This is a genomic window from Auritidibacter sp. NML120636, assembly GCF_003185945.1.
In the GTDB taxonomy this organism is placed as follows: domain Bacteria; phylum Actinomycetota; class Actinomycetes; order Actinomycetales; family Micrococcaceae; genus Auritidibacter; species Auritidibacter ignavus.
Map to the genome: position 1 here is coordinate 276,986 of NZ_QHLO01000001.1, position 13,757 is coordinate 290,742.

Here is a 13,757-nt window from a genome sequence, read left to right on the forward strand (position 1 = left end):
AATGGACCAGTCTAGTCTCTGGGATGACGCTGCGTCATGATGAAATCACCAGCGATTGATTTACTCGACGATTCAGTCAGTGCAATGTGTTCGTCGTGTTGCAGATAACAGGGGCGAGCAGTCGTAGACTGTCGTCATGACACCTCGCACTACGGACAATTCATCTGAGCCAGATCTCAAGCCCCGCTCACGGGACGTGACCGATGGGATGGAAAGGGCCCCAGCCCGTGGCATGCTCCGTGCCGTGGGCATGGGGGATGAGGACTTCTCCAAACCGCTGATCGGTATTGCGTCGTCGTGGAATGAAGTCACCCCCTGCAACCTCTCCCTGGACCGTCTGGCTGATGCCGCGAAGTCGGGTGTCCATGCAGCCGGCGGGTACCCGCTGCAATTCGGCACCATTTCGGTCTCCGATGGTATTTCTATGGGCCATGACGGTATGCATTACTCACTGGTGTCTCGCGACGTGATCGCCGACTCGGTCGAGACGGTGATGATGGCTGAGCGCTTGGACGGTTCGGTGTTGCTAGCCGGGTGTGATAAGTCGCTACCCGGGATGATGATGGCCGCCGCCCGTCTGGATCTGGCCTCGGTATTCGTCTATGCCGGGTCGATCATGCCCGGCTATGCAACCTTGTCGGATGGCAAGACTCGGCAGGTGACCCTTATCGATGCGTTCGAAGCCGTAGGGGCATGCGCCTCGCGGGTTGATCTCGCGCGAGGACGTGGACACCATCGAACGCGCGATTTGTCCTGGCGAAGGTGCCTGTGGCGGGATGTATACTGCCAACTCTATGGCCTCGGTCGGGGAGGCCCTTGGTCTGTCGATTCCGGGCTCGGCCGCCCCGCCTTCGGCCGATCGTCGTCGCGATGCTGATGCTCGCCGGGCCGGTGAGGCTGTGATCAACCTCCTGAAACAAGGGATCCGCACTCGTGACATCCTCACCAAGGAAGCGTTCGAGAATGCTATTGCCGTGATGATGGCCTTCGGAGGCTCCTCGAACTCGGTGCTACACCTACTGGCCATCGCCAATGAAGCCCAGGTGAACCTGAGCCTGCACGACTTCAACCGGATCGGAGACAAGGTCCCGCACCTGTCAGATATGAAGCCCTTCGGTCAGTACGTGATGACCGACCTGGACCGCATTGGTGGCGTCCCGGTGGTCATGAAGGCGTTGCTGGATCTCGGAGTGCTCCACGGCGATGCCCTGACGGTGACCGGCAAGACTGTCGCCGAAAACCTCGAAGAACTCAACCCGCAGGGACTTGATGGCGAGGTATTGCGCACCCTGGACAACCCGGTGCACCCCACCGGAGGACTGACCGTGTTGCACGGGTCGTTGGCCCCGGAAGGCGCGGTGGTGAAATCCGCGGGATTCGACGCGGAGGTCTTTGACGGTACCGCGCGGGTCTTTGAACGCGAACAGGCCGCCATGGACGCACTGGCAGCCGGCGAGTTACAGGCCGGAGACGTGGTGGTCATCCGTTACGAAGGCCCCAAGGGAGGACCCGGTATGCGCGAAATGCTAGCCATTACCGGTGCCATCAAGGGCGCCGGTCTGGGTCAAGACGTGTTGCTGATTACCGATGGTCGCTTCTCCGGCGGGACCACCGGATTGTGTATTGGACACATTGCTCCCGAGGCAGCTGTCGGCGGACCCATCGGGCTGATCGAAGACGGTGACGCGATCCAGGTCAGCATTAAAGATCGTCGTATTGATCTGCTGGTCGATGAGGCCGAACTGGAGCGTCGCCGGGAGAACTTCGAGCCCCTGCCACCGAAATTCCAGCAAGGCGTGCTCGGAAAATTTGCCGACATGGTCTCCTCCGCCTCCGCAGGTGCGGTCACCTCACGCCCGGTGAGCACCCGGTAACGCAACAGTACAGCGCGCCACACAACAGCACAGAGCGGGCTGACGACACGGGGTCGTGAGATGGTCAAATCGGTGTGAGATAGCACACCGTGGGCCACCTCACGACATATTTGACTTTTCAGTTCCTCGACTGCAAATATAAGAACATGTCGAAGACCCTAGTAGTCGTTATGTAGCGCATGGCCTGAGTCGAGAAACTCAGCTGGCGAAGCACCGCCACCATGCGCTGACCCCGTAAGGCCCACACCAGAGCCGGTATCGGGGTTTTTTTATGGCCTTTTGTGCAAACCACAAATGGCGGAATCACGAGTCGAAGACAGAAGAAATGAATGAGGCATAGCTCATGAGTTCTGGAGCGAATATCACCCCGTCGGTGATGCCCCCTCATCCACCAACACGCGGCACGAGAACCACCGCCGGTGGATACGATGACCGAGTCCCCGGAGAGAACCGGCGGATCGAACCCACCACGATGACCGGCGCCGAGGCCATTGTCCGGTCACTGGAAGAACTCGGCGTCACCGATGTCTTTGGTCTACCCGGTGGGGCAGTTCTACCCCTCTATGACCCGCTTTTGGACGCTGAGAAGATTCGCCACATTCTCGTCCGCCACGAACAAGGCGCCGGCCACGCCGCCCAGGGCTACTACTTGGCGACCGGTAAACCCGGGGTTGCTATCGCCACCTCCGGGCCCGGTGCGACCAACCTGGTCACCGCCATCGCCGATGCCCACATGGACTCGGAAGCCGTGGTCTTCATTACCGGACAGGTCGGAGCCCAGTTGATAGGCTCCGACGCTTTCCAGGAAGCCGACATTGTCGGGGTTACCATGCCGATCACTAAGCACTCCCGGCTGGTGACCCGCAGCGAAGACATCCCGCAGGTGCTGGCGGAAGCGTTCTATATCGCCACCTCCGGTCGTCCCGGGCCCGTGTTGGTCGATATCACCAAGAATGCGCAGGAAGGCACCCTGGACTTCGCCTGGCCACCGAAGCCCAATATTCCGGGCTACCGTCCGGTGACCCGTGGCCACTCCCGTCAGGTGCGCGAGGCCGCCAAGCTCATTAACTCCGCGTCCCGTCCGGTGCTCTACGTCGGCGGTGGTGCCGCCCGCGGCGAGGCTCAAAAAGAACTCCTGGAGTTGGTGGAACTCACCGGCGCACCGGTGGTGACCACCTTGAACGCCCGGGGCATGGTTCCCGACTCGCATGAGCAAAACCTGGGCATGCCCGGCATGCACGGCACCGTGGCCGCGGTCACCGCCCTGCAAATGTCGGACCTGCTGATTACGCTAGGCGCCCGATTCGATGACCGGGTGACCGGCAAACTCTCCAGCTTCGCCCCCAAAGCCAAGGTCATTCACGCCGATATCGACCCGGCCGAAATCTCCAAGAACCGTGCGGCCGATGTTCCGATCGTGGGGGATCTCAAAGAGATCCTGCCCGATCTGTACCAGGACGTCACCGCATTGCGTGAGTCCGAGGGCACACCGGACCTCAGCGAATGGTGGACGGTGCTCAATAAGGTACGCAGCACCTACCCGCTGGGTTACCCACCCACCGACGATGGGCTGATGGCCCCGCAGACCGTTATCGAGAAACTCTCCCAGATTGCCGGTCCGGAAGCCGTCTACGTTGCCGGGGTGGGCCAGCACCAAATGTGGGCCTCCCAATTCGTGGCCTACGAACGTCCCCACCAGTGGTTGAACTCCGCCGGACTGGGCACCATGGGCTTTGCCGTCCCAGCCGCCATGGGTGCCAAGGTGGCCCAACCCGAACGGGTGGTGTGGGCTATTGACGGTGACGGATGCTTCCAGATGACCAACCAGGAACTTGCCACCTGCGTGATCAACCAGATCCCGATCAAGATCGCGGTAGTCAATAACTCATCGCTGGGCATGGTCCGCCAGTGGCAGACCTTGTTCTACGACGGCCGGTATTCCAATACCGATCTCAATACCGGAGCCGACACCGTCCGGGTGCCCGACTTCGTGAAGCTCGCCGAGGCCTACGGTGCTACCGGGTTGCGGTGTGAACGCGCCGAGAATTTGGAAGACACCATTAACCAGGCGATGCAGATCAACGACCGCCCGGTCGTGGTGGACTTCGTCGTCTCCCGGGACTCGATGGTCTGGCCGATGGTGCCCGCCGGGGTGTCCAATGACGATATTCAGGTTGCCCGTGATCTGACACCGGAATGGTCAGAGGAGGACTAGACCATGGCACGACACACATTGTCCGTACTCGTTCAAGACGTCCCCGGCGTGCTGACGCGGGTGTCCGGGCTGTTCTCTCGCCGCGCCTTCAATATTGAGTCCCTGGCGGTGGGCAACTGTGAAATCGACGGGCTCTCGCGCATCACCGTGGTGGTCGATGCCGATGGTGATCACCTGGAGCAGGTCACCAAACAGCTCAATAAGCTGATCAATGTCATCAAAATCGTCGAGCTCGATGATGCAGCAGTGCACCGGGACCACATTCTGGTCAAGGTCCGCTCTGATGCCTCCACCCGTGCCTCGGTGGTCCAAGCCGTAGAACTGTTCCGCGCCACCGTGGTGGATGTTTCCACTGATGCGGTGACCGTGGAGGCCACCGGTTCACTACAAAAACTTCACGCCTTATTGGAAGTTCTGGAGCCCTTCGGGATTCGAGAACTAGTCCGTTCCGGCACCATTGCGGTCGGCCGTGGCGGGAAATCCATGACCGATAGAGCCCTGTCTAAAAAAGGAGAATGATGTCCGTTCACAAGTTTTATGATGACGATGCCGATTTGAGCATCATCCAAAACCGCAAAGTGGCCGTGATTGGTTTCGGCTCCCAGGGCCACGCCCATGCCGAATCTCTGCGCGACTCCGGTGTGGATGTCACCATTGGTCTCGCCGAGGGCTCGAAGTCTCGTGCGAAGGCTGAAGCTGCCGGGCTGAAAGTCGCCTCCGTCGCCGATGCCGCCGCTGAGGCTGACGTGATCATGATGCTGGTTCCCGACCAGGTTGCCGCCACCGTCTACACCGAGTCGGTGGAGCCCAACCTGTCTGAGGGCAATGCGCTGTTTTTCGCCCACGGGTTCAACATCCGTTTCGATTACATTCAGCCTCCGGCCGGTGTTGATGTGGCCATGGTGGCCCCCAAGGGCCCTGGTCACGTGGTTCGTCGCGAATTCGAAGCCGGACGCGGTGTTCCTGCCCTGGTGGCTGTAGAGAAGGACGAGACCGGTTCGGCCAAGGACCTGGCCCTGTCCTACGCCAAGGGTATCGGTGCCACCCGCGCTGGCGTGATTGAAACCACCTTCACCGAAGAAACCGAAACCGACCTGTTCGGTGAACAAGCCGTGCTCTGCGGTGGGGCATCCCACCTGGTCCAGGCCGGTTTCGAGGTACTCACTGAAGCTGGTTACCAGCCGGAGATCGCCTATTTTGAGGTACTACACGAGCTGAAGCTGATTGTGGATTTGATGGTCGAAGGTGGTATCTCCAAGCAGCGCTGGTCCATCTCCGACACCGCTGAATTCGGTGACTACATTTCCGGCCCGCGCGTGATCGATGCCCGGGTGAAGGAGAACATGAAGGCTGTGCTGGCCGATATCCAGGACGGCTCCTTCGCCAAGCGCTTCATGGACGATCAGGCTCAGGGCGCCGAAGAGTTCCAGAAACTGCGCGCTGAAGAAGAACAGCACCCGATCGAAACCACCGGTCGTGAACTGCGCAAGATGTTCTCCTGGCTTAAGGACTCTGATGCCGACTACACCGAGGGCACCGCAGCTCGCTAAGCGCTCGCACGGCTCACTCGAGACTGAACCCCACCGCAAGGTGCGTGATCGATGATCACCACCTGCGGTGGGGTTCCGATCTTTCCCGCTTCGCACAGTCTCCCAGCCCTCGCTCGCGTCGTAGACTAGGTGAGGTGTCAGTGTTGGCGGGCCACATGGTCCGCTCATCAACACCGGTGACTGATGCACCAATAAGTGAACCACCCCTTGAGATGATGAAAGCGTGTCCAGAACCGTGACAAAACCTGTCGTGTTGATTGCCGAAGAGCTCTCCCCGGCCACCATGGACGTCTTGGGAGGTGACTTCGATGTTCGCCACACCGACGGGTCGGACCGCGAACAACTCCTCCAAGCCCTGCCCGAGGCCAACGCCGTCCTGATTCGCTCCGCGACCACCATGGATGCCGAAGCCATCGCCGCGGCCCCCAAACTGAAAATTATTGCCCGCGCTGGTGTGGGGCTGGACAACGTTGACACCCAAGCGGCCACCGACGCCGGGGTGATGGTGGTCAATGCCCCGACCTCGAACATCATCTCTGCGGCCGAGCTGACCTGTGCACATATCCTGGCTTCGGCTCGGAACCTGGCTGAAGGTAACGCCACCCTGAAAGCGGGGGAGTGGAAGCGCTCGAAACTCAAGGGCACTGAACTGTATGAAAAGACCCTGGGCATCGTCGGTTTAGGACGTATCGGATCGCTGGTGGCCGAGCGAATGCAGGCTTTCGGCATGAACATCGTCGCCTACGACCCCTACGTCACCGCCGCACGCGCTCAGTCCATCGGCGCGAAACTCCTCAGCCTCGAGGAAGTTCTCCAAGCCTCCGACTTTGTCACCATCCACATGCCACGCACTCCCGAAACCATGGGCATGATCTCGGACGAGCAGTTCGCGCTCATGAAGGACACCGCCTACGTCATCAACGTGGCACGTGGCGGTCTGGTGGATGAGGACGCTCTGACCCGCGCCTTGGAATCCGGGGCTATCGCTGGAGCCGGCATCGACGTCTACGTCAACGAACCCGCCAAGGACCTGGGCTTCTTCTCATCACCGAAGGCCACCGTCACCCCGCACCTGGGTGCCTCCACCTTAGAAGCCCAGGAAAAGGCCGGAGTCGCTGTGGCGAAGTCGGTGCGGTTGGCCATGGCCGGAGAGCTGGTGCCCGATGCCGTTAACGTCGCCGGGGGAGCGATTGATCCCTACGTGCGACCGGGCATTCCGCTAACCGAAAAGCTGGGACGAATCCTGACCGCACTGATGCGCAACCAGTCGCTGACCGCCGTGGAGGTCCATGTTGCCGGGGAACTGGCCGAGATGAACGTGGACTCGCTGAAATTGGCTGCCCTGAAGGGCGTGTTTACCGATGTGGTCTCCACCCAGGTCTCCTACGTCAATGCCCCGGTGATGGCCGAAAACCGCGGTGTCGAGGTGCGTTTGACCACCTCCCCGGAATCCCCGTCCTACCGTAATACCGTCACGGTGCGCGGAGCGGCCGCTAACGGTGAGCAGTATTCGGTTACCGGTACCCTGACCGGCCCCAAGCAGGTCCAAAAACTGGTCGGCATCGATGACTTTGAATTTGAGGTGGTCTTGGCTGACCACCTGCTGGTGTTGCAGTATCAGGATCGACCCGGGGTGATTGGTGTCATTGGTCAGACCCTGGGCGATCAGCACGTCAACATTGCTGCCATGGACGTCAGCCCCGATGGTGACAATGACACCGCCTTGGCCGTGGTCACCCTGGATGCCGCTCTGGCGGAGGGCACGTTGATCACCATCAGCGACACCATCGGTGCGGAACGTTCCTGCGAACTCAACTTGGAAGAACGCTGATATGAAATACTACTTGACCACCGCGATTGCCTACCCGAACGGCGACCCACACATCGGTCACGCCTATGAGTACATTGGCGCTGATGCCATGGCACGGTTCGCCCGCCTTGATGGGCGCGATGTGCGCTTTTTGACCGGCACCGATGAACACGGTCAGAAAATGCAACAAACCGCCCAGAAGCTGGGCATCACCGCCGCTGAACTCGCCTCCCGCAATTCAGCCCGGTTCAAGGACATGGACGACACGGTGCTGAAGGTGTCCTACGACCGGTTCATCCAAACCACCGACACCGATCACCGGGTGGCTGCTCGAGAGCTCTGGCAGCGGATGAGGGACAACGGTGATATTTACCTGGATAAGTACTCCGGGTGGTACTCGGTGCGTGATGAACGGTTCTTTACCGAAGACGAAACCGAGCTGGCCGACGACGGCACCCGCATCGCCACCGAAACCGGTACTGAGGTGACCTGGACTGAAGAAGAATCCTATTTCTTCCGGCTCTCGGCCTACCAGGACCGGTTGTTGGCACACTACGATGCACACCCTGAGTTCATCGCACCGGCCTCTCGTGCCAACGAAATCCGCCGCTTTGTCGAATCTGGTCTGCAAGATCTCTCCATCTCGCGCACCAGCTTCGACTGGGGCATTGACGTCCCAGAGCCCAGCGAAAAAGCCCTGGCCGCCGACCCTGGACTGGTCACCGACCAGAAACACGTGATGTATGTGTGGGTCGATGCCCTCGCCAACTACCTCACCGGTGCAGGTTTCCCCCACGATGATGAGATGTTTGGCTACTGGCCGGCTGATCTACACGTGATCGGTAAAGACATCTCCCGGTTCCACTGCGTGTTCTGGCCGGCGTTTTTGATGTCGGCAGGCATTGAGCTCCCGCAGCGAGTCATCATCCACGGATTTTTGACCAATGACGGCGAAAAGATGTCCAAGTCCTTGGGCAACGTGATTGCCCCGGCCGACTGGGTCGAGCACTACGGGCTGGATACGGTGCGCTACTTCCTACTACGCGAATTCAGCTTCGGTGCTGATGGGTCCTACACCCACCAGGCTGTGGTCGCCCGCAAGAACGCCGACTTGGCCAATAACCTGGGTAACCTGGCCCAACGATCGCTGTCAATGGTGTTCAAAAACTGCGACGCCCAGATTCCAGCACCCGGCGGTGACCTCACGGACGCCGACCGGGCGCTACTGGACCAAGCACAGCCGCTGTTAAAGATCAACCAGGACCACTACTACCGGCAAGAGTTCAACCGTGCCCTGGCCGAAACCTGGCGTGTGCTCGATGAAGCCAACACCTATTTCGCCGACCAGGCACCCTGGGTGTTGCGCAAAGCAGACCCCGAGCGGATGAAGACCGTCCTATGGGTGACGTTGGAAGTCGTGCGCCAGGTCGCGTTGCTGATCCAACCGGTCATGCCGGACTCTGCTACTCAGCTGTTGAGCCTGTTGGGTGTGCCTGCCGAGGGCGATGCCGGAGCAACCCTGGTCTCCGGGCACGGCCCGCGGTCCTTCGCGGCCTGGGATGAAAAGCTTACGCCCGGAACTGAGATTCCCAAGCCGGTCGGGGTGTTCCCACGCCACGACGACACCGACGATCAGCAGTAGGGGGCCGGTGATGACAACCATCCCCGCATTGGATCTTGCGGTGATACCCGGCGACGGGATCGGCCCGGAAGTTACCGCTGAAGCGGTCAAGGTGCTCAAGGCGGTCTCTCAGACCCCGGTGACCACCACCGAGTACCTGCTGGGTGCCGAGCACTATCTGGCCACCGGTGAGACCCTAACCGATGAGACCCTGGAGGCTATCCGTGGCCACCAGGCCATCTTGTTCGGTGCCATCGGCTCCCACCCGGGCGACACCCGGATTCCCTCCGGCATCCTGGAACGCGAGATCATCCTTTCATTGCGATTCCGCCTCGACCACGGGGTGAACTTCCGCCCCGCTCAGCTCTACCCGGGAGTCCGCTCCCCGTTGGCTGACCCCGGCGAGATCGACTTCGTGGTCTTCCGCGAAGGCACCGAAGGGCTCTACCTGGGACAGGGTGGTCGGTTGCGGGCCGGCACCGACCACGAGGTGGCCACCGAGGTTTCGGTCAATACCCGGTTCTCGGTAGAGCGAGTGGTGCGCGCAGCCTTTACCTATGCCGCCGAACACCGTGAGCGCAAACACCTCACCCTCGTGCACAAACACAACGTGTTGGTTCACGCTGGTCGGCTCTACCAGGACACGGTGAATCAAGTGGCCGAAGAATTTCCGCAGGTCACCCACGATTATCTGCACGTCGATGCGGCGACCATCTTTCTGACCACCGATCCGTCCCGGTTTGATGTGATTGTGACTGATAACATGTTTGGTGACATCATCACTGATCAGGCCGCCGCAATCACCGGCGGGATCGGTTTGGCGGCATCGGGGAATCTCTCCGATACCGCACCGTCGATGTTCGAACCGGTTCATGGATCCGCCCCGGATATTGCGGGCCAGGGTCGTGCCGACCCGACCGCAGCGATCCTTTCGGCAGCCATCCTGCTCGAACACCACGGTCAGCCCGAGGCCGCACGGGCAATCCGCACGGCAGTCAGCCGCGATGTGGCCAATCGCCGTCCCCGGACGACCGAGCAGATCGGCGATGACATCATCGCCGCCCTGCCAGAAACGAAGTGAAAGGTCGTTGATTTTCCCCATGGAATTTGAACTTCACCCCCATCCGGCACCCGTCAGCGCTGACGAACGTGCCCAGATTCTGAAAGATCCCGGCTTCGGTAGCTACTTCACCGACCACATGGCCACCATTGAGTGGAAAGCCGACGTGAGTGCCCAACGGGAAGCCGCGGCTGCCGGAAACTTCTTGGACATGAAAGGCACCTGGTCCTCGGCCCGGATCGAGCCCTTCGGCCCCATCACGCTTTCACCGGCGGCCGGTGTGTTGCACTACGCCCAGGAAGTTTTCGAAGGCATCAAGGCCTACCGCCACCAAGACGGCTCCATCTGGACGTTCCGGCCCTTCGAAAATGCGCGTCGGTTGAACCGGTCCGCACGCCGTTTGGCGTTGCCGCAATTAGACGAAGAAGCGTTCGTGAAAGCCATCCAGTTGCTGGTCGAACAAGACCAGGACTGGGTCCCGGACGGCGACGGTCAATCACTCTATATCCGCCCCTTCATGATCGGCACCGAAGCCTTCCTGGGGGTGCGCCCAGCCCGCGCGGTCTCCTTCCACGTGATCGCTTCCCCGGCCGGTAACTATTTCGGTGGCGAGCTCAAGCCAGTCTCGATTATGGTCTCCCGCCAGTACGCCCGCTCGGGCCCCGGCGGTACCGGTGAAGCCAAGTGCGGTGGAAACTACGCTGCCTCCCTGGCCCCGCAACTCGAGGCCGATGCTCAGGGATATAACCAGGTATTGTTCTTGGACCCCACCCACGACAACGCTGTTGAAGAGCTCGGCGGCATGAACGTGATGTTCGTGACCGACGACAACCGCCTGATCACCCCGCAGCTGACCGGTACCATCCTGGAAGGTGTGACCCGCAAGTCCATCCTGCAGCTGGCCGAAGATCAGGGTATGACCGTCGAAGAACGTCGTATCACCCTGGATGAGTGGGACCGTGGCGTGGCTGATGGGACCATTACGGAGGTCTTTGCCTGCGGTACCGCCGCGGTGATCACCCCGATCGGTACACTTCGCGACGGCGACCGGGTGATTGATTCCTCCCACTCGGACTTTGCGGTCACCAACCGGTTGCGTCAGACCCTGCTGGATCTGCAAACCGGTGCCAGTGACGACCCCTATGGCTGGCTCTACCGCCTGGCCTAATCAGATCGAGAGGACACTTGTCATCCATGCGGATAGCTCGAGCTGTCATCGACGACCAGCCCACCTTCGGGCTGGTTGACGACGCGACGTTCACCGAAATCCACGGCGACCCCTTCTATCAGGGCATCCAGCCGACCTCGACCACCCACCAGGTGGCCGATATCCGGCTGGTGGCCCCGATCATCCCGCGCTCGAAAATCATCGGGGTGGGCCGAAACTATCTCGACCACGCCCACGAACTGGGCAACGAGGTACCCACCGTCCCGATGCTGTTTTTCAAGCCCAACACCACCGTGGTGGGTCCCGGCGACCCGGTGACCTTGCCGTCGTGGAGTGAAGAGGTCTCCTACGAAGCCGAACTGGCCGTAGTGATTGGTCGGATCTGCAAAGAGGTGCCGGTGGAGAAGGTCCCCGAGGTGGTCTTCGGCTACACGGTCGCCAATGACCTCACCGCACGGGATATCCAGCGCGCTGAAAACCAGTGGGCCCGGGCTAAAGGCTTCGACGGCTCCTGCCCACTGGGCCCGTGGATTGAAACCGAGCTGGATGTAGAAGACGCTGAAGTTCGCTCGTCGGTCAACGGTGAGGTGCGCCAGGAAGGCAATACCTCCCAGATGGTCTTCGGTGTTGCTGATCTGGTTGCCGAGATCTCCCGGGCGTTTACGTTATTGCCCGGGGACGTGATCCTGACCGGTACCCCGGCCGGGGTCGGCACCATCGAGGACGGAGACCGCGTGGAGTGCGAGGTTGAGGGCATCGGCACCTTGACCACGCTCATCCGGCGCTAAAGCGTTCAGAACCGCACGTGCTCGGCACCAACCACACCATCAGTGGCGTAGGGTGGAGATTATGACCAGTTTTGACGATATTCCTGCAGTTGATGCTTCGACCCCGGTGCGCGTGCGGTTCTGTCCTTCACCGACCGGAACGCCACACGTCGGTTTGATCCGCACCGCCCTGTTCAACTGGGGGTGGGCCCGCCACACCGGTGGCACGCTGGTCTTTCGCATCGAAGACACCGACGCCAAGCGTGACTCCGAAGAGTCCTACCAACAACTGCTGGACGCGATGCGCTGGCTGGGGATCGACTGGGACGAAGGCGTGGAAGTTGGCGGCCCGCACGAGCCCTACCGTCAATCCCAGCGAGGCGAGATCTACCAGGATGTGATCAACAAGCTGGTGGAATCCGGGCACGTCTATGAGTCCTTCTCGAACGCTGAGGAAATCAAAGCCCGTCACCAAGCCGCCGGTCGCGACCCGCAATTGGGCTATGACAACTACGACCGGAACCTTACCGCAGCACAAAAGCAGGCTTTCCGGGATGAAGGCCGTGAGCCGGTGTTGCGGTTGAAGATGCCGGATGAAGACATCAGCTTCACTGATGCGGTCCGTGGGGAGATCAGCTTCAAAGCCGGTTCGGTACCGGACTTCGTCGTGGTACGTGCCGACGGCTCCCCGCTATACACGCTGGTCAACCCGGTCGATGATGCGCTGATGGGCATCACCCACGTATTGCGCGGGGAAGACCTGTTGTCTTCCACCCCACGCCAGATTGCGCTGTATCAGGCGCTGTACGAGATCGGTGTCGCCACGCACATGCCGGTTTTCGGCCACCTACCCTATGTGATGGGAACCGGCAATAAAAAGCTGTCCAAACGCGACCCAGAATCCAATGTGTTCCTGCACCGGGACCGCGGTTTTATCCGCGAAGGTCTGCTGAACTACCTGGGCCTGCTGGGCTGGTCGCTATCGGCCGATGAGGATATCTTCACACCCGAACAGTTCGTCGAACACTTCGATATCCACGACGTGTTGGCTAATCCGGCACGCTTCGATGAGAAGAAAGCCATTGCCATCAACGGCACCCACATCCGCATGCTGGAGCCCGAGGACTTCCGCGATCGGATGATCCCGTACCTGCAGGCCCAGCAACTCATCGCAGACAACCCCACCGAACGCGAGCTGGAAATTCTCACTCAGGCAGCACCGTTGGTGCAAGAACGTACCCAGTTGCTGGCCGATGCTGCCGAGATGATGGCCTTCCTCTATCTGGACGATGACCAGATCGAAACCGAACAACAGGCGCTGAAAGGCATGCCCGAAGACCTGGCTTCCGCTCTGGAAGCCGCCTATCGTGCCCTGGAGGCCATCGACCCCGAGCAGTTCACCACCGAGGCCATCGAACCAGCTCTGCGCGTGGCGTTGATCGATGGGCTGGGGCTGAAACCGCGTCAAGCATTCGGCCCGGTGCGCAGTGCGGTGTCAGGGCGCAAGGTATCACCGCCGCTATTTGAGTCGCTGGAGATTCTCGGTCAAGACGCCACCCTGGCTCGCATCCGGCGTTTCGCTGAGGAACAGGATGCCACCTTCCCGGTCACCTAAATTCAGGTGGTGAGCATCACGACGCAGATGCTCACCCTGGATTTGATATCTGGGAAAATCATCGGGTAGAGTGACTA

Annotated in this window: 9 protein-coding genes and 1 pseudogene; all 10 read left to right on the forward strand. The window is 60.6% G+C overall.

Annotated elements, in window-relative coordinates:
• The first annotated feature begins 136 nt into the window (after positions 1 to 136).
• The 10 genes and pseudogenes from ilvD (at position 137) to gltX (ending at position 13,680) form a co-directional block, all read left to right on the forward strand.
• Positions 137 to 1,874, forward strand: a pseudogene (gene ilvD, locus DCC25_RS01235) (dihydroxy-acid dehydratase).
• A 343-nt stretch (positions 1,875 to 2,217) separates the two neighbouring features.
• The gene (locus DCC25_RS01240; protein WP_110100320.1) at positions 2,218 to 4,089 is read left to right on the forward strand and encodes an acetolactate synthase large subunit; all 1,872 of its coding nucleotides are present in this window, start codon (positions 2,218 to 2,220) and stop codon (positions 4,087 to 4,089) included.
• 3 nt (positions 4,090 to 4,092) lie between these two features.
• Positions 4,093 to 4,608, forward strand: a complete 516-nt coding sequence (ilvN, locus tag DCC25_RS01245) for an acetolactate synthase small subunit (RefSeq protein WP_110099732.1) — start codon at positions 4,093 to 4,095, stop codon at positions 4,606 to 4,608.
• A complete protein-coding gene (gene ilvC, locus DCC25_RS01250) occupies positions 4,608 to 5,639 on the forward strand; it encodes a ketol-acid reductoisomerase (protein ID WP_110100321.1) in 1,032 nt (343 codons plus the stop codon). Before ilvN ends, ilvC begins: the two co-directional genes overlap by 1 nt.
• Before the next feature lie 235 nt (positions 5,640 to 5,874).
• Entirely contained in the window at positions 5,875 to 7,470 is a 1,596-nt protein-coding gene (gene serA / locus DCC25_RS01255) for a phosphoglycerate dehydrogenase (protein ID WP_110100322.1), read from the forward strand.
• Position 7,471: 1 nt separating this feature from the next.
• Positions 7,472 to 9,091: a methionine--tRNA ligase gene (metG, locus tag DCC25_RS01260; protein ID WP_110100323.1), complete on the forward strand. Its 1,620-nt coding sequence runs from the start codon at positions 7,472 to 7,474 to the stop codon at positions 9,089 to 9,091.
• A gap of 10 nt (positions 9,092 to 9,101) precedes the next feature.
• On the forward strand, positions 9,102 to 10,151 hold the full coding sequence (locus DCC25_RS01265; protein ID WP_110100324.1) for a 3-isopropylmalate dehydrogenase: 1,050 nt from the start codon (positions 9,102 to 9,104) through the stop codon (positions 10,149 to 10,151).
• Between the two features lie 19 nt (positions 10,152 to 10,170).
• Positions 10,171 to 11,298 (forward strand): branched-chain amino acid aminotransferase, encoded by a 1,128-nt coding sequence (locus DCC25_RS01270; RefSeq protein ID WP_110099728.1) that lies wholly within the window; start codon positions 10,171 to 10,173, stop codon positions 11,296 to 11,298.
• Positions 11,299 to 11,324: 26 nt separating this feature from the next.
• A complete protein-coding gene (locus tag DCC25_RS01275; RefSeq protein WP_110100325.1) occupies positions 11,325 to 12,086 on the forward strand; it encodes a fumarylacetoacetate hydrolase family protein in 762 nt (253 codons plus the stop codon).
• A gap of 61 nt (positions 12,087 to 12,147) precedes the next feature.
• Positions 12,148 to 13,680 (forward strand): glutamate--tRNA ligase, encoded by a 1,533-nt coding sequence (gltX, locus tag DCC25_RS01280; protein ID WP_110100326.1) that lies wholly within the window; start codon positions 12,148 to 12,150, stop codon positions 13,678 to 13,680.
• The last annotated feature ends 77 nt before the right edge of the window (positions 13,681 to 13,757 follow it).

Excerpts from the sequence above, each read along its gene's own strand:
- DCC25_RS01240 (WP_110100320.1), top strand. The coding sequence starts at position 2,218 with ATGAGTTCTGGAGCGAATATCACCCCGTCGGTGATGCCCCCTCATCCA.
- ilvC (WP_110100321.1), top strand. The coding sequence starts at position 4,608 with ATGTCCGTTCACAAGTTTTATGATGACGATGCCGATTTGAGCATCATC.
- metG (WP_110100323.1), top strand. The coding sequence starts at position 7,472 with ATGAAATACTACTTGACCACCGCGATTGCCTACCCGAACGGCGACCCA.
- ilvN (WP_110099732.1), top strand. The coding sequence starts at position 4,093 with ATGGCACGACACACATTGTCCGTACTCGTTCAAGACGTCCCCGGCGTG.
- DCC25_RS01275 (WP_110100325.1), top strand. The coding sequence starts at position 11,325 with ATGCGGATAGCTCGAGCTGTCATCGACGACCAGCCCACCTTCGGGCTG.
- DCC25_RS01270 (WP_110099728.1), top strand. The coding sequence starts at position 10,171 with ATGGAATTTGAACTTCACCCCCATCCGGCACCCGTCAGCGCTGACGAA.
- gltX (WP_110100326.1), top strand. The coding sequence starts at position 12,148 with ATGACCAGTTTTGACGATATTCCTGCAGTTGATGCTTCGACCCCGGTG.
- DCC25_RS01265 (WP_110100324.1), top strand. The coding sequence starts at position 9,102 with ATGACAACCATCCCCGCATTGGATCTTGCGGTGATACCCGGCGACGGG.